This is a genomic window from Burkholderia sp. YIM B11467, from assembly GCF_052952715.1.
In genome coordinates, this window is record NZ_JBQVSQ010000001.1 from 275,658 (window position 1) to 295,481 (window position 19,824).

Consider the following 19,824-nt stretch of genomic DNA (forward strand, 5'->3'; position numbering starts at 1 on the left):
CTAAAAAATACCACTCACGTGCGTTACTCATAAAAAACTTGGGTAACGCACGTAGATTTTACATTACATTCTCATAGATCTGATGATTTTGCGCTATCAGTTAACTTAGAAAGCTCAAATGTTGGAGCTCGACGCAGGAGCGAAACCAACTTCAACACCGTATCACCTATTCGCGCCGGCTCCAAACTGCGCGTTCTCTTCAACACCATATGACCGCGCTCAAAATCCAATACATGAATACCTTGCTTGAAACGAGATCCTGAGTATTGGCTCAAATCGAGCAAATACACCTCGGCCCTTTGCCCCGCTTGATGCTGATCGGAAAGACTGGGATTAATCAGGTGAAGCATGCGCAGATCCGCCAGCGCTTGCAACACACGATACTCCTGAGAACGGGATTCTTTATCACGAAAATCAATTCTAAAGTATGTAATCTCTTCATCCGTGAGCAAAAACTCTCTCACCGAATTCAACGAAGCAATCAGAACACCCGAACGGCCAGATGTCGCGGCCGCATCGTCCTCGAGCTCTTGAAGCTTCGTTTGTCCTGCAACGCCGGCTGCATTATTTACATCCTGCACCCCTACCGTCTTCGCGTTTGGTCGCTGACGAGCGGTTTGAATAGATGCCGCACACAATGTCAAAAAGTCGCGAGGCACACCGCCCGATGCCAAAACAAGTCGATCCAGCGCCGCGGCACTTAACACATTACTCAATGGTAATGCGCTGCACTCCTCCACATAGCCACGGAGCACATTCTCAAGAAATTCCTTCGCTCGCTCCGGATGCTCGAGAGTGACATCCAAATTAATAATTGTTGCGTCGTGCCCCGTCTGAAGTCCAGTCGGCGGCACCGGAATAAACCAGCGAGTTTGATGCTGGATACCAGCAATCTTCAACCAAACCAAATTATCCCGAGTAACGCCATGCAGAAGGTCGAGAAAATGCGGAACCTCCGAACTAGGAAGATAATGAATATCATCCACAAACAAATAAATAGTGCGTTGAGCTTGCAGGGTAAATCGCGAGCACTCTTGCTGAAGTAGCGGAACCAAAATTGCGACTTCCTGCAATGTTGAACCATTGGCTACGAAGCGTTGCTCAATGCTTGCTCGCAACGCTCTCAGCGCATCAAGTCCGGTTTGAGACGAGCGAATAGCCTCCTGCGAAGCCAAAAGCAAATCGCAAAGCTTCAAAGCCACCGTTAGGAACGCGTGCCCCACGCCTAGACTACGTAACGATTGCACATTTACCCAAAGAACATAAGCACCTTGGTTCTCTAGCAGCCTCCTCGCCTCCAATAAGAGAGATGTTTTTCCTACGCCACGCCGGCCGAATATAAGATGATGACGCGGCGTAACTGCAACACTAAGTCTTTCTTGGACGTCTTGAATGTACCGGAGACTCGGTTGGCTTTCCGATGTTCTAGAGCGAGTGCTTAACAACCCGAGCAAATCACCGACTCTTTCGTCATGCACACCCGAAATAGATTTATAAGCCCGTTTATTTCCATTTGACTTAATTTGACGGACAGTGACAAATCCATTCTCAATTTTTGAATCGAGCTCTTGAGCAACAATAAGTGCCCTCTGATAATTGCGATCAACCTCGACAATCGCAATCACCTCACCAGGAAAAGTTCTAATCTGAACAGAAACAGGCGAAACTCCTGCCCTTCTCATTTCAGACTCAATGATTCCCTTAAGATCAGATTCAAGAACCATTTTGCAACCTTATTTTTTGGTTAATATATCTCTGCGAAGCCCGAACAAAATCCTTTGCATCTTGAATCAGAGCTAGGCAAATATCCATAAATTCCCCCTCATCAACCGGATAAGGGTCATAGTCCGCACGATTTCGTTCGTATCGTGCATTCTTTAGCTTATTTCGCCACTGTTCGAAATCAGGAAAATCCGCCGGCAACTTACCCGGGAGAGCTGAATGTTCCTCATGATCGTCGCCGCCATAAGACAAATATGTCGCGGCACGGGCTGCATGATACATTGCATAATATGCCCTACTAACCGCCGTACGCCAAAGTGCTGGCGTCGAATTTGCCGCTTGAGTCGCATCCCTCAGCTTCGATTTCGCTAGCACCAATCGATCTTTAGCCACTCGTGCTCGCAGGCGCTCAATCGAGGACCGTGCCCGACGAGAAAGAGAAACTCCATCCGCAAAATTCCTGAGCTTCTCGATCTTAGCTTTAGAGATAAGCAAGAGTTCGCTTTCGGTAATTCTGGTCATATTATTTTGATCTTAACGAACTTTGATCAATCTTCATCGATTTCTCGACATACGCAACCACCTGCAGTCACAACTACCACATTATCTCACAATTGAAAAATCAATTGGAAAAATTACACCCGCCATCACGCCACAAGCGAACCTCGGGCGTGATCGGCAATTGATAGCTCAAACAACTGCAAGACGCCTTAGATGAGGCTACCATCGGGCAATTGCCTAAACTCGTCAACTGAAAGAGAGCAGGCAATCTATCATGTCACTCGCTGCGGAATATTGCGGACGAATCAGCCGCTTGACAGCAATGTCTCGATCATAAGACAACCGCCGCAACTGTAGCTTGAGCTTCTGACACTAGCTGCGCATAGTTCCCTTGTGCCGGTAAGTGCGTCTCGTAACAAGCTCGCCGATGCTCCTCGGGGACAGATCTCAAACGGCAAGCCGCAATATCACGAACCGTCACATTCCTCCAGAGGATATAAACCCGCTCCCCCTGCCTGACCGACACCGCCAACGTATTCGGCCCATCCGGCACCCCATCCTGGCTTTCCCCCAGCAGCAGCGCCTTCACCACCATATCACCCGGCTTCCGCTTCACCGGCAACTCGGCGAACCGAAACGCCGCAGCGTCGTCACCAAACACATCCGTATAAAGCGTCTCGTTATCGAAGATAACGGCAACATCATCCGTCGACTTAAGCCCCGCATCCGCCGTCTTCGCCCAAGCCTTCAAAAGCGGAACCGTCGTGACAACAAGCTTCACCTTCCCGTCATCCGACTTGAGGAACAGTCCATCCGGCCCCGGCGTCATCCCGTCATCGGCCACAACGCTTTGCACGGTACTCCCCGCTTTCCCGGAAAACCCTTTCACCTTGACCGTCCCGACAAGCTTTACGAGCCGCGCATTCACCTCAGCCGCATACTTCTTATTCAGATCCGCCTGATCTTCCATCCTGGCCGCACTAACCTCCGCAGCAACCTTCTTCCGATAAGCAAGATAAGAATCAGTCGGCGACACAATCACCTTCGCCCCCACCGCAGCAATCACCGCGACGAGCACCATCGCCCCCACCCCAATCTTCAATCTGGAAATGCGTTTCATTTTTATTGACGTCACCGAATCCCGCGCCGATATGCAAAAACGGCTGCCGTGACCCCACGGCAGCCGTCCCTCACAAACGCCTCATTCTAAAACGCCAAACAGACTTTATTCATCCACCTTGAAAGCCGACACCAGTTTGGTCAATTCCGCCGCCTGCTGTTTCAAACTCGCCGCCGCCGCCGCGCTTTCTTCCACCAGCGCCGCATTCTGCTGCGTCATCTGATCGAGCGACTGCACCGCATCCCCAATCTGATCGATCCCGGCACTCTGCTCCAGACTAGCCTCGGCAATCTCGCTCATCATCGCGCTGACGCCTTGAACCTGCGAAACGACATCACTCATCACCTTCCCGGCTTCGCTGACCAACCGCGACCCGGTATTCACCGTCCCCGCGCTATGCTCGATCAGCGCCTTGATCTCCTTAGCCGCTTGCGCACTACGCTGCGCCAGATTCCGCACCTCCGAAGCAACGACAGCAAACCCGCGCCCCTGCTCCCCTGCCCGCGCCGCTTCCACCGCCGCATTCAACGCAAGAATGTTCGTCTGAAACGAAATACTGTCGATCATCACGATGATCTCGGAGATCCGCTGCGACGCGTTGCTGATCTGCTCCATCGTGCTCACCACTTCGCCCACCACCTGCCCACCGCGCGCCGCGGTATCCGACGCGCCGTTGATCATCTTCGCGGCGGTCGTCGCCGTCTCGGTGTTGTTCCGCACCACGGCCGTGATCTCTTCCATCGACGAAGCCGTGCGCTCGAGGTTGCTCGACTGCCCTTCGGTGCGTTCGCTGAGATCGGCATTCCCCGACGCGATCTGCGCGGAGCCGGTCGCAATCGACGCGGACGCCGCGCGAATCCGGTGAACCAGCGTCGACAGCGACGACACGAACCGATTGAACGCGTCCGACAGCTGCCCGATCTCGTCCTGGCTCTCGACCGTCATGCGGCGTGTCAGGTCACCCTGGCCGCTGGCGATCTCCGACAGCAGCGTCGCCGCACGCCGGATCGGCGCGGCAATCGCGCGCCCGACGAGCCAGATCACGAGCAGCGCGACACCAAGGCCGACCACCGCCGCGACCAGCGCCGCACTGCGGATCGCGCGCGTCACGGGCCCAAGCAGTTCCGCCTCCGGCACCTCGACGACGACATACGCATTCAGTTCGGGAATGAACGACGTCGCGATGAAGCGCGCGCCGCCGTCGCCGTTGTAGCTGAGGTACGCGTACGGCTTGCCGGCGAGCAGCGTCGACGACGCATCGCCCGGCAGGCCCGGCTGGTCCTTCATGAAATGCTTGCCGTCGATCAGCGACGTATCGCGATGCATCATGATCGCGCCGTCGGGTCGCACGAGATACGCGAACCCGGTCTCGCCGATCCGGTAAGCGGCAATGCCCTTCGCGAGCGCATCGACGGACAAGCTCATGCAGGCCGCGCCGATCGGTACGCCGTCGATTTCGACGCGGCTGTTGATGAACATCATGTAGCCGCCGAGCGTCACCTCGCGATCCATGTTCACGTCGAACGCCTTGCCGGACGACAGGAAGCTGGTCAGCCACTGATCCTTGTCGGTGACCTTCCGCTGCAGGCCGGCTTCGTTGTAGTAGTTGCCGCTCTTCACGGACACCCACTGCACGGACGCCGCCTTCTGCTCGTCCTTGACGTTCTTCGCGAGCTGGATCCAGTTGCGCGTGCCGGCATCAGGTTCACCGTCGGCTTCCCACTGCAGCAGGAACGCATCGCGTGCGAGAATGCGCGACGCGGCGATCGGCCCGGCCATCTGCCGCTGCACGTCGGCGCGAATGCCGTTCACTGCCGTCGGCAACTCTTCGCGCACGACGCGGTCGCGCACCGCGTTGCCGATCAGACGGATGCTGAGTCCGCTCGAAATCGCGACGAACACGAGCAGGCAACTCGTCATGCTGAGAATCAGCTTGTTCTGAATGGAAAGCTTGCGCCAGAAATGCATGGGGAACCCTCGATAACCGCTCGGTCTGAGCCAGTTTGGGATATCGGCATGCACGCGCGGAAGCGCATCGCTGATTTCAGATATCGATCATTCGAGATTCGTTATGTCGTTGACAGGCGGGCATATGCGGCCGCCTATACGCGCAGGATCAGTGCAAATCAGTACGCAACGAAGATCGTCACGCGGCGATTCCGCGCCCGCGCGGCGGCATCGTCGCCCGTCACGAGCGGCTGCGTATCGGCCCGCCCGATCGCAGCAAGCCGGTGCGGCGCCACGCCGCGTTCGGTCAGGTAGCGCACGACGCTCCCCGCCCGCGCCGACGAAAGCTCCCAGTTCGATTCGTATTTCGCATTCGCGATCGGCACGCTGTCCGTGTGTCCCTCGACGAGGATGTCGCCCGTCGCATGCGCGCTCAGTGCCTGCGCGATCTGGTTCAGCACGGGCGACGCATCGGGCAGCAAGCGCGCATCGCCGACGTTGAACAGGATCTTCGCGTCGATGCCGATCTCGACACCGTGCGGCGCTTTCACCAGCGATATCCGCCCGTTGGTCTTCAACGAATCGAGCGACGCGAGCCAGGCCGGCGCGCGTTCGGGCACGGCACTACTCGCCGCACCACCGGCGTGCCGCGCAAGCGTCTGATATCGCGCGTCGAGCGCGTTGTATTTCGCGAGCTGGAGCACGTACAGCGCGAGAAACAGCACCATCAGCGTCGTGATGAGATCCGCGTACGAAATCAGCCAGCGTCCGGACTGCGCGCCGTCGAGTTCATCGCCGTCGCGATCGGCGGCGGTCGCACCATCAGTTCGGGCTGTCATGCCGAAGATCCCTGTTCGTCGACCCGCATACGCAGCCCATCACGCGAGCGATTCCGCCGCGCGTCCGCGCACGTCGCCGGTGAGGCGCGTTTCGATCGTATGCGGCGACTCCTTGCGCGAAATCGCCAGCAAGCCGTCGAGATACAGCTTGCGGAACCGCAGCTCGCTATCGATCTGTGCGCGCAGCTTGCCGTAGAGCGGCAGAAACACGAGGTTCGCGAACGCCAGCCCGTACAGCGTCGCGACGAACGCGACCGCGATGCCCGGCCCGAGCTGCGCGGGTTCGAGAATATGGCTCGTCACCTGCACGAGCCCGAGCACCGAGCCGAGAATGCCGAACGTCGGCGCATATCCGCCGGCCTGCTGCCACACGCGCACGGCGGCCAGGCGGCTGCGCTCGTACGCGTCGAGCTCGCGCTGCAGTGCATCCTCGAGCACGGCGGTCGACACACCATTGGCCAGCAATTCGAGCCCGCGGCGCGCGAACGGATGAATGCCGCTGACGTCCATCGATTCAAATGCGAGCAGCCCGTCGAGCTTCGCGCGGTCGCCCCATTCGAGCAGGTCGGACAGGTTCTTGCGATCGACCTCGCGCGCACGCACGAACGCGAGCCGCAACTGCTTCACAGCATCGAAGAAGCGCGCCCAGGTGTTCTGGATCATCACCGCGCCGAGCGTGCCGCCGAGCACGATGACGAGCGCTTCGAACTGGAACAGCATCGAGAAATGCCCGCCTTCCAGCGAAAATCCGAACACGATCGCCGCGCCGCCGAGCAGCACACCGGCCAGGGTCAACAGATCCATACGCGCCTCCGTGTCATGCATCCGATGCCGATGCGACGGACACGGTGCCCGTCGCAGGTGCCTTGGCCGCACGAACGGCATCCAGCACACGTCGCTCGATGTCCTCGATCTCGATCGGGTCGAGCTTGAGTTCGCGGCGCATCACCCACGACACCTCGTTGCGCCGCGCCTCGGTCATCACGGAAAACAGCTTGTCGGCCACCGCGCGATCGTCGAGGTTCGCGATCAGCTTCGCGAGATCGTACGTATCGAACCCGCTGATCACGTCGAACAACGTGCGCTGGTCGACCCACACGAGATCCTCCAGCGCCTGCACGTCGCCGCCGCGGCGCGCGCGCCTCGAGAAGTACGCGACGCCTTTTTGCTCGACGTAGCTGAGCACCTTCGATTTGCGGAACGCGAACACTTCTTCGGCAATCTCGCCGTTCGACAGCTTGTTGAGCAACAGCGTCTTCTCGACGCCGATCAGCGATTCGAGATCGGCCAGCTCGATGAGTTCGAGTTCACTGTTGATCGACACGTCGAGATCGTGATCGGCAACCTGCTGCGCGCGGTCGATCACGCGCGCGGCATCGAACGTGACGACCTGGCGCGCGTCCGATGAAGCCGCATAGTCGGATGCCCCGCCGGCCAGGTCGGCCTGCGCGGATTCGATCGTGACGAGGTTGAGCTTCTCCATGCGTCGCAGCATCGCGAGCACGTGCGGCCGCGAATGGCCGGCAATCGCGCGGCACTTGCGGATCACTTCCGCGAGCGGCACCGAGGTCTCGGCCGCATGGGCCTGCATCGGCCGGCGTGCCCACGAATCGCCGGATTCGCGCGCATCGGCGCCCGCCATCAGCGCGAGCACATGCGCATACGACAGCACGCCCGGCATGAAGTCGGCATGCGTATAGGTCGCGAGCTGATCGTCCTTGCGCTTCACGCGCCGGATCATGGTCCGCACGATATGGCGCAGCAGCGCCGACACGCGCTCGATTTCATCGTCGAGGATGCCGGCCGGCACGACCGTGAGCTGACAGAATGAAAGCGCCTTCGCGGTATGCGCACGCGGCTCGGCGGCGAGCAAGGCGGATTCCCCGAAGAACTCGCCACGGCCGAGCGTCGCGACGACGACGCGCTTGTCTTCGCATCGCGTGGAGAGCTCGACCTTGCCGTCGGTGATCAGAAAGATCACGGGCTCACCCGCGAAACCCTCGGCGTAAATGATTTCTCCTGGCGCCGCCGTACGCGTCCACGATTGCTGACGATTCAAGTCGATTCCCCTGCTGCGCTGACTTTTTTTGTCCGGCTGCGCCGCGCTTCATGCGCGATCATCGCCGTTCCCCGTGCTCCCGTTTACGACACGAGCTGAGGGGTTCTTTAACGTCATCGCATGGGCTCCGGACACGTCATCGGCAGCGAAACGTTTGCGTGGCGGATACGACGCGACGCATCAGGGAAAACGACAAACCGCCGCATGTCCGGCGGATCGCCCACGCCCGCGGCAATCCTTACTCCCAGCCTTCAACGCATACGAACGTGCGCGGCTCACTCGTGCACGCCCCACGACACGAGCACCGCATGGATGTTTCGCGCGTACTCGTCCCGCAAGCGCGGCGTTTCCGAGTGATACGCACCGATCGCCTGCCAGGTGTTCCCGTAGCGGACCATCTTGCGCTTCAGCATCCACGCGGCGACGTAGATGTTCACGCACGCATCCTTCAACGCGCCCGGCGGCACACCGTAGCGGCGCAACTCGCCGAAGTGCACCGAGTTGATCTGGGTCTGGCCGACGTCGATACTGCCATCCGCGTTGCGATGCACGGCGGCAGGATTGCCCTTCGATTCGTACCAGGCGATCGCGCGCAGGATCTGCGGGTTGACGCCCTGGTAGCCGGCTGCCCGCTCGAAGCAGGCGCTGCCGGGTACGGCGTCGTCCGCACGCACCGGCGCAATGTACAGCGCGCTCAGCAACATCGCGAACCACAGCCATGACGTCCAACCTCGCCGCATCGAGACCATCCGGGTCCGGGTCGTCACGTAGCCGCCGCTTTGATCCTGCCGCTTCATTGCGTCATCGCCAGCGCAGCGGCGCCGGTTCCTGTCGTACGCCGCTCGTGCACGCTTTTCGCGAGCGCGTCGTCGAGCTTCTTGTCCTCGGCGGCGAGCGCCGCACGCGACTCGTCGGTCACGACGAGACGCACCTGAAATTCCGGCGCCTTCTTCACGGGCAGCGCGTGGCGCTGCTTCTTCGTGTGACGCCCGCCCGCCGGCGCAGGCGCCTGCGCTTCGTCGTCACCGCCCGCCCCCGGCGGCAGCGACGCGTACGGCGGCAGCGGCGGAAACACCTGATTGGATGCGGCAGGGGCAAACGGCGCACCGTCTCCGGGTGGTGCCGCAAACGCGGTGCCGCACACGAGCATGGCCGCACAGATCGACAGTCGTCGCATCGTGATATCTCCTGTCACTGGGTCTGGGTCGGTGCGACTTGCACGCTGTACGGCCGGCAACTCCCGGCCGCGACGTTCTCGACGCGCACCGCCGCGCCACGCGGCGCCGCGATGCCACGTCGGAGCGACTGGTTCAGGTAGCCGAAATCCTGCGGCAGCGCGGCCACGCGAATCGTCATCGGCTGCGTCTGCTTCGACGCGAGCGCGCCGACTTTCGCCAGCAATGCGGTCAGTTGGGGATCGCGTGCGCCAAGCGCATCGGCAGGTATGACGAAATCGACGAGCGGCGTCGACGCAGTGGGCGCGTCGTTATGCGCATTCGCGTCCTGACGTCCGGATTGAAGTTGGGCGCAGCCGGCCGACATGACCAACGCAGCGGCACTGACAAGCATGAAGAACGGTTTCACGTGATTCTCTCGCGGGCACTGGACCTGCGTTATCGGCAACGCGTCCGCGATGTTTACCCCGATCGCGCGCGAAGCCCGCCGCACGAGACCTCACGACGAAAGTCGATTCCTCCGATTTAAGCGCCCCATGATCAGACGCCATTCGTCCGATCGTTGAACGCGTCGCGCGTTTCCACGCGTGCGCCGCACGTGATCCGGCGCGTCAGAACTCCATGTCGAGTTCGTCGATGTCTTCCTGCTCCGCCTTCGCCGCGTCGATCCACTCCGCGACGAACGGATGCGCCAGCACGCGCATGCAGTATTCGGCGATCTCCGGTTCGAGCTTCACGTCGTAGGTCAGGAAGCGCGTAACGACTGGCGCATACATCGCGTCGGCGATGCCGATCTCCGCGCCGAACAGCCAGGGCCCGCCATACGCGGCCAGGCACTCGTGCCAGATCGTCACGATCCGCTGGATGTCGTGCTGCGCGCGCGACCAGATCCGGAAGCCGGGGAAATGCGCGCGCAGGTTCATCGGCAGCGCGGAGCGCAACGCGCTGAACCCGGAATGCATCTCGCCGCAGATCGACCGGCAATGCGCGCGCGCATGCCGGTCGTCAGGCAGCAGCCGCGCCTGCGGCCGGATTTCGTTCAGGTATTCGGCGATCGCGAGCGTGTCCCACACCGCGTTGCCGTCGTGTGTCAGGCACGGCACGAGAATCGACGGCGACAGCAGCAACAACTCCGCGCGCGACGCAGCATCGATCGGCACGCTGACCGTGTCGAACGCGAGCCCGCTCAGCTTCGCGAGCAGCCAGCCGCGCATCGACCACGACGAGTAATTGCGGCTGCTGATGGTCAACGTCGTCTGTCCGGTGGATTCCATGTCGCTCCTCTGCTGAATGCCGTTCGTACCCCTGCACCGATAACGGACGCCGCGTGACGTAACCCGCACCATGCCTGTGCGGCGGATTCGCCGAACTGGCGCAGCGCCGCACGATGTCGCGGCACGCATCGTGCGCCGGACCGGTACGGCAATGCATCGCCCCCGGCCAGCCGTCGTCGCGTGCCACCTGCGCCACAGCGTTCCCGTACCGCGTGCAACGCGCGTGCCAGCCGCGTGCTGGCACACGGCTTGCCTCGTTCAATGCAACGCGGCGCAACGAGCGAAGGTCATGAATCTGCTTGCCTATCCGTTTTACCAATGGTCTGCAGAATGCCTGCGCCCGGCGCGTGCATGGGCCGCCACCACACGCGCGACGATGTCGCTGTGGCCGCCTGCCACGTCGACCCCGACGGGCCGCATGCTCGACGCGCTGTGCGAACTGCTCGAATGCTGCGCGTTCTCGCATCGACGGCCGCCGTTCGGCATCACGTCGATCGTCGTCGACGGCGAAACGGTGCCGATCGTCGAGGAAGCCGCGGCGGTCACGCCATTCGCCACGCTGCTGCATTTCCGCAAGGCGCACCCGGTCGCACGTCAACCGCGCGTGCTGATCGTCGCGCCGATGTCCGGGCATTTCGCGACGCTGCTGCGCGGCACGGTGCACACGATGCTCGCGGACCATGACGTGTACATCACCGACTGGCACAACCCGCGCGACATCCCGCTGACGGCCGGACGCTTCGGCTTCGACGAATACGTCGTGCACGTGATCGATTTCATCCGCCATATCGGCCCGGACGCGCATGTGCTCGCGATCTGCCAGCCGACCGTCGCCGCGCTCGCGGCGGTCGCGCTGATGGCGGCCGGCGGCGATCCGGCGCAGCCCGCGAGCCTGACGCTGATGGCAGGCCCGATCGACTGCCGCGTGAATCCGACGAAGGTCAACGCGCTCGCCACGAGCCAGCCGATCGAATGGTTCGCGCAGAACCTGATCAGCGTCGTGCCGGCGGGCTTCGTCGGGGCGCAGCGGTGCGTGTATCCGGGTTTCGTGCAGGTGGGCGCGTTCATGTCGATGAACCCCGACCGTCATGCGGCATCGTTTGCCGACCTGTATTACGAGCGCGCGAAAGGCGACCCTGCGAAGGCCGACACGCTGCGGCACTTCTACGACGAATACTTCGCGACGGCCGACCTCACCGCGGAGTTCTATCTGGAAACGGTCGAGAAGGTCTTCCAGCAATACGCGCTCGCGCGCGGCGAACTGACGGTCGGCGACACGCTCGTCGAACCGGCGGCGATTCACCGCACCGCGCTATTGACGATCGAAGGCGAGAAGGACGATATCTGCGCGGTCGGCCAGACGGTAGCCGCGCAGGAGCTGTGTTCGGGGTTGCCGCCGTACCTGAAGACCCACCACGTGCAGACGGGCGCGGGCCACTACGGCGTGTTCAACGGCAGTCGCTGGGAAACGCAGATCTATCCGATCGTGCGCGCGACGATCCACGACAACGAGCCGTACGATCGCACGGCGGATGCGGACGGCAACGCGAACGGCACGCACTACGTCACGCTGCGTGCGCTGCTCGATGCGCGCGCAACCGGGCCCGATGCAGCGGCCGAAACACGACCGCATCACGCCCACTGAACCCGTGCAGCGGCGCAAAAAAAAATCGCCCCGCCGTGATGGCGGGGCGAGATAAACGACAGCCTTCAGGCGACGCGCGAAGAAATGACCTCGCGCGTCCGGCCCGTGTTACGAGCAGGCCTTGCCGTGCGATGCGTGGTAGCCCTTCGCCTTCGCATCCGCTTCCGTCATGTAGCTGCCGTGCTTCGTCTTGCCGTAGTACTTGTCGGTCGAGCAGTGGTAGACCTTCGTGCTGTCGTTGGCCCACACCTTGCCCGGGCCGCCGCCCGGCGCCGCGGCTGCGGTCGTCGCCGGCGCGCTCTTCGCGGGCGCGGCACCCGATGCTGCCGTAGCGGAAGCCGCCGTCGCCGGGGCCATCGCGGCCGGCGCGCTGGCTGCTGCAGCAGCCGATGCGCCGTACCAGGTCTTCACGCCCTTGTGGCCCGCACATGCGCCCTTCTTCGACGCGCCCGAGTAGAACGAACCGTCCTTGCACAGACCGGTCGTGCCGGCCGGCGCGCTGGCCGGAACCTGTGCGAACGCACCGAGCGACATACCCATGCCTGCGACCAGCGCGGCGATCAACATCGTCTTTTTCATAGTCCTCTCCTGATTTGCCTGAATGGTGAAAGCGTCCCGGGCGTACCCGAGGGATATCCCGGTTACCGCACCCAGCGGCACACGCGATGGTGGTGGTGATCGTAATGGCACACGCGGTGCGAATGGGCTTCGGCAAGCGTCGGCACGAGGACGACGCAGGCAACGGCCGTCGCGGTCAGGATCTTCGCGATGCGGGTCATGACATTCTCCTGGGTAGGGCAGCCGGTGATCCGGCTGGTACCTCCTTAACGCCGGTCGTCGACAGGCCGTGCACGCACTTGCGCCGAATTGACGATCTTTGACAGCGCGTAACAAATCGTCACGCGAAGCTGACAAAAACGCCCCGCCTGCTTTCGAAGCTTTCACGACTGAAACCCTTCGGAATTCGAATGAAGCGCTCGTGCGTTGCAGTCGGTCGTTGTTACCGGAGCCGGCAGCGTGAGCGGCGGAACAACCCAAGAAAAAACCGCCCGAAGGCGGTTTGTCGCGAGCATGCGCATGACGTGCAGAGGAAATCAACCGGCGGCTACGCCCCCGTCTCTCCCCACGGCGTCGGCGCGGGCACCTCGCACGGTCCGTCGACGTCGATCGACTTGAAATCGGCCGGCCCGACGATCTCCAGATACTCCATGTCCGGCGAGTAATCGAACAGGTAATGCACGATCCCCGGCGCCTGATGCACGCAGTCGCCGGCGGACACCAGCGTTTCCTGCTCGCCGTACATGAAGCGCGCCCAGCCCTTCAGCATGATCACGATATGGAACTCGGCCTCGTGACGGTGCCAGCCGGTGCCCGCCGCCGGTGCATGATTCGCCCTGACGAGCTGCGCGACGACCTTGCCGTTCGTCGCGGCGGCAATGCCGAGATCTCGGTACAGGAAGAAGTCGCGCAGGCCTTCGCCTTGATACGCGGTGTCCTGCGGCTTCACATGGGAAAAATGGGTGGTCGTCGGCGTGCTCATCGCGATGCTCCTTCATCGAAAGGATCACGCGTGACAAGCATTTAGCGTTCCAGCACGGATGGATCCACGGCCGCAACGCTGCTGACTTACTTCAACCGCCCCGACAAAAACTGCCCGAGCCGTTCGCTCTTCGGATTCACGAGAATCTCCTGCGGATTCCCTTCTTCCTCGATCTTCCCCTGATGCAGGAAGATCACGTGGTTCGACACGTTGCGCGCGAAGCCCATCTCATGCGTGACGACGACCATCGTACGCCCTTCCTCGGCGAGCTTCTGCATCACCTTCAGCACTTCGCCGACGAGTTCCGGATCGAGCGCCGACGTCGGTTCATCGAACAGCATCACTTCGGGCTCCATCGCGAGCGCACGCGCGATCGCGACACGCTGCTGCTGGCCGCCCGACAGGTGCGACGGATACATGCCCTCGACGCGCGGCGCCAGCCCGACCTTCTCCAGATACTTGCGCGCCCGTGCGATCGCTTCGTCCTTGCCGATCCCGAGCACGGCCATCGGCGCCTCGATCACGTTCTCGAGCACCGTCATGTGCGCCCACAGGTTGAAGTGCTGGAACACCATCGACAGCTTCGTGCGCATCCGCTGCAGCTGTTTCTGGTCGGCCACGCGCAGCGAGCCGTTGCGGTCGCGCGTGGTCTGGATCGGCTCGCTGCCGATCGTGATCTGCCCCGAGCACGGCTGCTCGAGGAAGTTGATGCAGCGCAGGAACGTGCTCTTGCCGGAGCCGCTCGAGCCAATGATGCTGATCACGTCGCCGGCCTTCGCCTTCATCGACACGCCCTTCAACACCTCGTTGTCGCCGAACTTCTTGTGCAGGTTGTCAACGGTGAGCTTGTACATGCTTGGTCCTTCCTTGCGAATCTTGCGAATGCATTAATGACTGCGCGGCGAGAGATACGCGAGCCAGCGCGTCTCGAGCTTGCGGAACACCCAGATGAGCGTGAACACGACGGCGGCGTACAGCACGGCCGCGATGCCGTAGGCCTGGAACGACATGTACGTCGCCGAATTGACGTCGCGCGTGACCTTCAGGATGTCGGGCACGGTCGCGGTGAACGCGAGTGTCGTCGCGTGCAGCATCAGGATCACTTCGTTGCTGTAGCTCGGCAGCGAGCGGCGCAGCGCGGAAGGCAGGATGATCCGCGTATAGAGCTTGAAGCGCGACATCCCGTAGGCTTGCCCGGCCTCGATCTCGCCGGCCGACGTCGACTTGATCGCGCCCGCGAAGATCTCCGTCGCATACGCGCATTCGTTCAGCACGAACGCGAGCAGCGTGCAGTTCATCGCGTTGCGGAAGAACGCGTCGAGCAGCACGTGGTTGTGCACGACCTGCAGGCTGTAGATGCCCGTGTAGCACATCAGCAGCTGCACGTAGAGCGGCGTGCCGCGGAACACGTACGTATAGAGCCACACCGGGCCCGAGATCCAGCGGTTCGACGATGCGCGTGCGATCGCGAGCGGCACGGCGAGCGCGAAGCCCAGTGCGATCGACACGACCAGCAGCCACAGCGTGATCGCAAGGCCGCTGAAACGGTAGCCGTCGGTGTAGAGATAGCTTTGCCAGTACTGGCTGACGAGTTCGATCACAGTGCGAGCCTCCGGACGCCGACGGAATAACGCTTCTCGAGGTGATGCAGCACGACGTTCGACACCGTCGTGATCGCGAGGTAGATCGCGCCTGCAGCCAGCGTGAAGAAGAAGAAATCGAGGGTGCTCTTGCCCGCGTCCTGCGACGCCTTGACGACGTCGGCGAGGCCGATGATCGACACGAGCGCGGTGGCTTTCACGAGCACCTGCCAGTTGTTGCCGATGCCGGGCAGCGCGAAGCGCATCATCTGCGGGAACAGGATGCGGCGGAACACGCGCCAGCCGCTCATCCCGTACGCGAAGCCTGCTTCGAGCTGGCCGCGCGGCACCGCGAGGAACGCGCCGCGGAATGTTTCGGTGAAGTACGCGCCGTAGATGAAGCCGAGCGTGATGACGCCGGCCACGAACGGGTCGATGTCGATCTGGTCCCAGCCGAGCATGTCGGTGAAGTTGTTCAGCAGGATCTGGATCCCGTAGAACAGCAGCAGCATCAGCACGAGATCCGGTACCGCGCGGATCAGCGTCGTGTAGAAGGTGCCGATCGCCTTGAGCACACGGTTCGTCGACAGTTTCGCGCTCGCGCCGACGAGGCCCAGCACGAGCGACGCGGCGAGCGACAGCACCGCGAGCTTCACGGTCTCGACCGTGCCGGCCCACAGCAGCGGGCCAAATCCTTGGAAGATCATATAAGGGATCCAGAACGATGTGGCTGGATTGTCAATAGCCATTACCCGCGCATCAAACGATTTCTACGCACTACCTGATGCAACCTGCTCATCAAGCCCGACGCATCCCGTGACGCGGGCGGCGCCCGGTAACAGACGCGGCGCGCACCGCAGCCGATGCGCGCCGCATGGTCGGTCAGCCGCCGTAGACGTCGAACGCGAAGTACTTCTTCTCGAGCTTCTTGTACGTGCCGTCCTTGATGATGTCGGCGATCGCGTGGTCGATCTTCGCCTTCAGGTCGGCGTCGTCCTTGCGCAGGCCGATGCCGGCGCCGTTGCCGAGCGTCTTCGGATCGTCGATGTCCTTGCCGGCGTATTCGAAGTTCGCGCCTCGCGGCGTCTTCAGGAAGCCGATGTCGGCCTGCACCGCGTCCTGCAGCGCCGCGTCGAGGCGGCCGGACGTCAGATCCTGGTACACGCCGTCCTGGTTCTGGTAAGGCACGACCTGCACGCCCTTCGGCGCCCAGTACGCCTTCGCGTAGGTTTCCTGGATGGTGCCCTGCTCGACACCGACCGACTTGCCCTTCAGCGATTCGGCCGTCGGCTGCAGATTCGCGCCCTTCTTCGCGACGAGACGCGTCGGCGTGTTGAACAGCTTGTCGGAGAACGCGATCTGCTCGGCGCGCGCCGGCGTCATCGACATCGACGACAGCACGCCGTCGAACTTCTTGGCCTTCAGCGCCGGGATCATCCCGTCGAAGTCGTTTTCGACCCACACGCATTTCGCCTTCAGGCGGGCGCAGATCTCGTTGCCGAGATCGACGTCGAAGCCGACGACCTTGCCGCTTGCGTCCTTCGATTCGAACGGCGGGTAGCTGGCGTCGACGCCGAACCGGATCGTCGACCAATCCTTGGCGTGGGCACCGACCGCGATGCAGGCAAGGGCAATACTGAGCGCGAGTTTCTTCATGGCGTTCCTGTCAGAGGCGAACTGGGCAAGGGCGCCGGCGCTGCCGGCACGGCGACTCCGCCGCGAACCCTTCCAACCCGGAAATCGCCCCTTTTGGCGACGCCCGAAGTTGTACATACAACTTTGCCTTTCCGGGGGCATCACCAGCAATCCGTGTTTATCTCTATGTCGGCGAGTTTTAGTCGCGGGTCGATAATATCCTTATATTTCAATTAATTACGCATTACGCAATGCTGAATTAAGACTTTCTCGATGCCTACAGTCAAGACCGGACGGCACGTGGCACCTGTCTATACTCCCCGGGCCGCGCCGACCGTTTCCAGTCCGACCAGCCGGTAGCCGAACTGAAGTTCCGTCAGCAGGTGCCGCGGACGCGCCGGCACGGGTTCGAGTTTCTGCCGCAGGTTCGTCATGTACACGCGCACGTAGTGCGCACGATCCGCGTCGTGGATGCCCCAGACCTCGGCCAGCAGTTGCCGCGCGGCGATCACGCCGCCGCGCGCGCGGATCAGCGCGGCGAGCAGCCGGAATTCGAGGCGCGTCAGGTGGACGGGCTCGCCGCCGCGGACGACTTCGTGCCGGCCGAGATCGACGGTCACGTCGCCGAAGCGCACGACCGACGACGCTTGCCCGTCGGCCGACACGAACGCCGCGCGCCGCAACTGCGCACGCGCCCGTGCCAGCAGCTCGGGCACGCCGAACGGCTTCGGGAGGTAATCATCCGCGCCCGCGTCGAGCGCCGCGACCTTCTCCACTTCCTGCTGCCGCGCCGACAGCACGATCACCGGCACCGTCGACCACTCGCGCAGCTCGCGGATGAACGTCTTGCCGTCGTCGTCCGGCAGCCCGAGATCGACGATCACGAGATCGGGCTTGCTGCTCGTCGCATACATCCGCGCCTCGCGAGCCGTCGACGCCTCGCAGGTGTCGAGCCCTTCCTGTTCCAGCGCCATCCGGACGAAACGGCGGATGTCCGATTCGTCCTCGACGATAAGTACCCTCGATCTGATCATGTGCGGCTCTCGTGTTCGATGTCGGGCGGCGCGCCCAATGGCAGGCGAATCTCGAACCGCGCGCCGTGCGGATCAAGCGGCACCGCGCGGATCGAGCCGCCGTGCGCGTTGACGATGCTGCGGCACAGCGCGAGCCCGAGCCCCACGCCGCTGATCGACGATTCCTTGCGTTCGCGCTCGAACGGCTCGAACAGCGGCTCGGTGTTGCGTGCGACGAAGCCGGGCCCGTCGTCCTCGACGAACACGTAGAGCGTTTCGCCGAACACGCGCGCGCGCACCGACACGGCCGCGTCCGCGCCCGCATACTTCGCGGCGTTATCGAGCAGGTTCATCAGCACGCGCTCGATCAGCAGCGCATCGACGTCGATCAGCGGCAGATCGGCCGGCAAGTCGGCACTCACGTCGCGGCCGGCCAGCACGCCGGCCGAATGCGCGAGCGCGCTGCCGACAATCTCGTCGAGCATGTGCCACTCGCGATTGAGCCGCACGCCTTCGCTCTGCATCCGCGCGAGGTCGAGCAGGTTCACGACGAGCCCGTGCAGCGCCTCGGCCTGGTTGCGAATGCCGTGCGCGAGTGCCGCCGGCTGCCCGTCGGCCAGACGCTCGGGCCGCTCCAGCGTCTCGGCCAGCCCGCGAATCGCGGTCAGCGGCGTCTTCAGGTCGTGCGACACGGCGGCCAGCAGCGCGTTGCGCAACCGCTCGCCTTCGATCCGGACGAGCGTGTGCTGTGCGACGCCGACGTAGTGCACGCGTTCGAGCGCCATCGCGATCGACGAGCACAGCGCGTCGATCAGGCGGCGATCGTCGGGATCCGTCGGCACCGGCTGCGCGTCGCCGAACAGCACGAGCACGCCGCGCACGCGCATCGGCGCCTTCAGCGGCAGGTACTGAGCGGCCGCACGCTCGAACGGCGGCATCCCGCACCCGGCACTGCGCGCCTGCTCGTATGCCCAGTGCGCGGCCGACAGATCGACGAACCACGCGCCGGGCACGGGCGCCAGCCGGTCGTCCGCATCGGGCAGCACGAGCGCGACGCGCACGCCGAGCAGCGGCGCGATCGTGCCGGTGCAGATCGACGCGATCTGCTCGGTCTCGATCGCGGCCGACAGATCGTGCGCGACCCGCGCGAGCGCGGCCGAGCGTTTTTCGTTCGCGCGCGCGGCGCGCGCCTCCGCACGCAGGCGCGCCGCGAGCTGGCCGATCGCGAGCGCGACGGCCAGCATCAGCGCGAACGTGAACACGTACTGTGTATCGGACACCGCGAACGACAGCCTTGGCTCGACGAAGAAGAAGTCGAAGCAGCCGACGCAGACGAACGCGGCCCACGCGCCGGCCAGCCTGCCGAGCCGCAGCGCGATCAGCACGACCGTCATCAGGAACAGCATCACGACGTTCGACAGATCGAACACGCGCAACAGCGCGCTCGCCGCGAGCGTCGCCAGCGCGCAGACGAGCGTGGCCAACAGCAGCGGCACCGCGTACTGCGACACCCACACGTGCGTGTGCGGGCGCGCTTCGCGCACGGCCAGCGCCGGCCGCGTGTCGGGCCCGGCGCCCGCGATGCGGTCGGCCATGCCCGCACAGGCGCGCAGCACGATCCGCCAGCGCTCGTGCCGTGCACCGGCCGCGCGGTGGCGGGCGGCGGTATCCCGCAGCCCCGTGGCCCGTCGATTCGCTTCGTTCACGTTCACATCCATGATCGCTTCCGGCAATTGAAACGCCGAACGGCCCCGCGCACGCCGCGAGGGCGTGA

General features: G+C 62.8%; 21 protein-coding genes. 1 reads left to right on the plus strand and 20 read right to left on the minus strand.

Annotation, left to right across the window (positions count from 1 at the left end; genetic code table 11):
- Window positions 1–71: 71 nt before the first annotated feature.
- The 11 genes from ACTRWB_RS01245 to ACTRWB_RS01295 all read right to left on the minus strand — a co-directional run bounded on the left by ACTRWB_RS01245 (window position 72) and on the right by ACTRWB_RS01295 (window position 10,637).
- On the minus strand, window positions 72–1,724 hold the full coding sequence (locus ACTRWB_RS01245) for an ATP-binding protein (protein WP_446900637.1): 1,653 nt from the start codon (window positions 1,722–1,724) through the stop codon (window positions 72–74).
- Window positions 1,714–2,244, minus strand: a complete 531-nt coding sequence (locus ACTRWB_RS01250) for a HEPN domain-containing protein (RefSeq protein ID WP_446900638.1) — start codon at window positions 2,242–2,244, stop codon at window positions 1,714–1,716. The genes ACTRWB_RS01245 and ACTRWB_RS01250 overlap by 11 nt, the downstream gene beginning before the upstream one ends.
- 310 nt (window positions 2,245–2,554) lie before the next feature.
- Complete coding sequence (locus ACTRWB_RS01255; protein WP_446900639.1) at window positions 2,555–3,343, minus strand: hypothetical protein; 789 nt, start codon at window positions 3,341–3,343, stop codon at window positions 2,555–2,557.
- 105 nt (window positions 3,344–3,448) lie between these two features.
- Complete coding sequence (locus ACTRWB_RS01260; protein ID WP_419687640.1) at window positions 3,449–5,311, minus strand: methyl-accepting chemotaxis protein; 1,863 nt, start codon at window positions 5,309–5,311, stop codon at window positions 3,449–3,451.
- Window positions 5,312–5,469: 158 nt separating this feature from the next.
- On the minus strand, window positions 5,470–6,129 hold the full coding sequence (locus ACTRWB_RS01265; RefSeq protein ID WP_446900640.1) for an OmpA/MotB family protein: 660 nt from the start codon (window positions 6,127–6,129) through the stop codon (window positions 5,470–5,472).
- A 39-nt stretch (window positions 6,130–6,168) separates the two neighbouring features.
- Window positions 6,169–6,933, minus strand: coding sequence for a flagellar motor protein (locus tag ACTRWB_RS01270; RefSeq protein WP_048250109.1), 765 nt, complete (start codon window positions 6,931–6,933; stop codon window positions 6,169–6,171).
- A 13-nt stretch (window positions 6,934–6,946) separates the two neighbouring features.
- A complete protein-coding gene (locus ACTRWB_RS01275) occupies window positions 6,947–8,188 on the minus strand; it encodes a Crp/Fnr family transcriptional regulator (protein ID WP_412025060.1) in 1,242 nt (413 codons plus the stop codon).
- 275 nt (window positions 8,189–8,463) lie between these two features.
- The gene (locus ACTRWB_RS01280; RefSeq protein WP_446901394.1) at window positions 8,464–8,892 is read right to left on the minus strand and encodes a lytic transglycosylase domain-containing protein; all 429 of its coding nucleotides are present in this window, start codon (window positions 8,890–8,892) and stop codon (window positions 8,464–8,466) included.
- An 89-nt stretch (window positions 8,893–8,981) separates the two neighbouring features.
- Entirely contained in the window at window positions 8,982–9,365 is a 384-nt protein-coding gene (locus tag ACTRWB_RS01285; protein WP_446900641.1) for a hypothetical protein, read from the minus strand.
- Window positions 9,366–9,379: 14 nt separating this feature from the next.
- A complete protein-coding gene (locus tag ACTRWB_RS01290; RefSeq protein WP_446901395.1) occupies window positions 9,380–9,757 on the minus strand; it encodes a hypothetical protein in 378 nt (125 codons plus the stop codon).
- A gap of 217 nt (window positions 9,758–9,974) precedes the next feature.
- Window positions 9,975–10,637, minus strand: coding sequence for a glutathione S-transferase family protein (locus ACTRWB_RS01295; RefSeq protein WP_048250105.1), 663 nt, complete (start codon window positions 10,635–10,637; stop codon window positions 9,975–9,977).
- A gap of 289 nt (window positions 10,638–10,926) precedes the next feature.
- On the opposite strand from ACTRWB_RS01295, the gene ACTRWB_RS01300 reads away from it, so the two are divergent.
- On the plus strand, window positions 10,927–12,282 hold the full coding sequence (locus tag ACTRWB_RS01300; RefSeq protein ID WP_446900642.1) for a polyhydroxyalkanoate depolymerase: 1,356 nt from the start codon (window positions 10,927–10,929) through the stop codon (window positions 12,280–12,282).
- 108 nt (window positions 12,283–12,390) lie between these two features.
- Here ACTRWB_RS01300 and ACTRWB_RS01305 read toward each other — a convergent pair whose 3' ends face one another.
- From ACTRWB_RS01305 to ACTRWB_RS01345, 9 genes are all read right to left on the minus strand, one after another.
- Entirely contained in the window at window positions 12,391–12,861 is a 471-nt protein-coding gene (locus tag ACTRWB_RS01305) for a hypothetical protein (protein ID WP_419687645.1), read from the minus strand.
- 62 nt (window positions 12,862–12,923) lie between these two features.
- Entirely contained in the window at window positions 12,924–13,061 is a 138-nt protein-coding gene (locus ACTRWB_RS01310; RefSeq protein WP_164992092.1) for an HHHH-motif protein, read from the minus strand.
- 326 nt (window positions 13,062–13,387) lie between these two features.
- Window positions 13,388–13,822: a cupin domain-containing protein gene (locus ACTRWB_RS01315; protein WP_129516758.1), complete on the minus strand. Its 435-nt coding sequence runs from the start codon at window positions 13,820–13,822 to the stop codon at window positions 13,388–13,390.
- A gap of 86 nt (window positions 13,823–13,908) precedes the next feature.
- A complete protein-coding gene (locus ACTRWB_RS01320) occupies window positions 13,909–14,676 on the minus strand; it encodes an ABC transporter ATP-binding protein (RefSeq protein ID WP_042973307.1) in 768 nt (255 codons plus the stop codon).
- Window positions 14,677–14,709: 33 nt separating this feature from the next.
- Window positions 14,710–15,423 (minus strand): ABC transporter permease, encoded by a 714-nt coding sequence (locus ACTRWB_RS01325; protein ID WP_412025065.1) that lies wholly within the window; start codon window positions 15,421–15,423, stop codon window positions 14,710–14,712.
- Complete coding sequence (locus tag ACTRWB_RS01330) at window positions 15,420–16,109, minus strand: ABC transporter permease (RefSeq protein ID WP_446900643.1); 690 nt, start codon at window positions 16,107–16,109, stop codon at window positions 15,420–15,422. The genes ACTRWB_RS01325 and ACTRWB_RS01330 overlap by 4 nt, the downstream gene beginning before the upstream one ends.
- 175 nt (window positions 16,110–16,284) lie before the next feature.
- On the minus strand, window positions 16,285–17,058 hold the full coding sequence (locus ACTRWB_RS01335; protein ID WP_048250099.1) for an ABC transporter substrate-binding protein: 774 nt from the start codon (window positions 17,056–17,058) through the stop codon (window positions 16,285–16,287).
- Window positions 17,059–17,348: 290 nt separating this feature from the next.
- A complete protein-coding gene (locus ACTRWB_RS01340; RefSeq protein ID WP_446900644.1) occupies window positions 17,349–18,071 on the minus strand; it encodes a response regulator in 723 nt (240 codons plus the stop codon).
- The gene (locus tag ACTRWB_RS01345; protein ID WP_446900645.1) at window positions 18,068–19,768 is read right to left on the minus strand and encodes a DUF4118 domain-containing protein; all 1,701 of its coding nucleotides are present in this window, start codon (window positions 19,766–19,768) and stop codon (window positions 18,068–18,070) included. The genes ACTRWB_RS01340 and ACTRWB_RS01345 overlap by 4 nt, the downstream gene beginning before the upstream one ends.
- Between the last annotated feature and the right edge of the window lie 56 nt (window positions 19,769–19,824).

Excerpts from the sequence above, each read along its gene's own strand:
- ACTRWB_RS01245 (WP_446900637.1), bottom strand. The coding sequence starts at position 1,724 with ATGGTTCTTGAATCTGATCTTAAGGGAATCATTGAGTCTGAAATGAGA.
- ACTRWB_RS01250 (WP_446900638.1), bottom strand. The coding sequence starts at position 2,244 with ATGACCAGAATTACCGAAAGCGAACTCTTGCTTATCTCTAAAGCTAAG.
- ACTRWB_RS01255 (WP_446900639.1), bottom strand. The coding sequence starts at position 3,343 with ATGAAACGCATTTCCAGATTGAAGATTGGGGTGGGGGCGATGGTGCTC.
- ACTRWB_RS01260 (WP_419687640.1), bottom strand. The coding sequence starts at position 5,311 with ATGCATTTCTGGCGCAAGCTTTCCATTCAGAACAAGCTGATTCTCAGC.
- ACTRWB_RS01265 (WP_446900640.1), bottom strand. The coding sequence starts at position 6,129 with ATGACAGCCCGAACTGATGGTGCGACCGCCGCCGATCGCGACGGCGAT.
- ACTRWB_RS01270 (WP_048250109.1), bottom strand. The coding sequence starts at position 6,933 with ATGGATCTGTTGACCCTGGCCGGTGTGCTGCTCGGCGGCGCGGCGATC.
- ACTRWB_RS01280 (WP_446901394.1), bottom strand. The coding sequence starts at position 8,892 with ATGTTGCTGAGCGCGCTGTACATTGCGCCGGTGCGTGCGGACGACGCC.
- ACTRWB_RS01285 (WP_446900641.1), bottom strand. The coding sequence starts at position 9,365 with ATGCGACGACTGTCGATCTGTGCGGCCATGCTCGTGTGCGGCACCGCG.
- ACTRWB_RS01290 (WP_446901395.1), bottom strand. The coding sequence starts at position 9,757 with ATGCTTGTCAGTGCCGCTGCGTTGGTCATGTCGGCCGGCTGCGCCCAA.
- ACTRWB_RS01295 (WP_048250105.1), bottom strand. The coding sequence starts at position 10,637 with ATGGAATCCACCGGACAGACGACGTTGACCATCAGCAGCCGCAATTAC.
- ACTRWB_RS01300 (WP_446900642.1), top strand. The coding sequence starts at position 10,927 with ATGAATCTGCTTGCCTATCCGTTTTACCAATGGTCTGCAGAATGCCTG.
- ACTRWB_RS01305 (WP_419687645.1), bottom strand. The coding sequence starts at position 12,861 with ATGAAAAAGACGATGTTGATCGCCGCGCTGGTCGCAGGCATGGGTATG.
- ACTRWB_RS01310 (WP_164992092.1), bottom strand. The coding sequence starts at position 13,061 with ATGACCCGCATCGCGAAGATCCTGACCGCGACGGCCGTTGCCTGCGTC.
- ACTRWB_RS01315 (WP_129516758.1), bottom strand. The coding sequence starts at position 13,822 with ATGAGCACGCCGACGACCACCCATTTTTCCCATGTGAAGCCGCAGGAC.
- ACTRWB_RS01320 (WP_042973307.1), bottom strand. The coding sequence starts at position 14,676 with ATGTACAAGCTCACCGTTGACAACCTGCACAAGAAGTTCGGCGACAAC.
- ACTRWB_RS01330 (WP_446900643.1), bottom strand. The coding sequence starts at position 16,109 with ATGATCTTCCAAGGATTTGGCCCGCTGCTGTGGGCCGGCACGGTCGAG.
- ACTRWB_RS01335 (WP_048250099.1), bottom strand. The coding sequence starts at position 17,058 with ATGAAGAAACTCGCGCTCAGTATTGCCCTTGCCTGCATCGCGGTCGGT.
- ACTRWB_RS01340 (WP_446900644.1), bottom strand. The coding sequence starts at position 18,071 with ATGATCAGATCGAGGGTACTTATCGTCGAGGACGAATCGGACATCCGC.
- ACTRWB_RS01345 (WP_446900645.1), bottom strand. The coding sequence starts at position 19,768 with ATGGATGTGAACGTGAACGAAGCGAATCGACGGGCCACGGGGCTGCGG.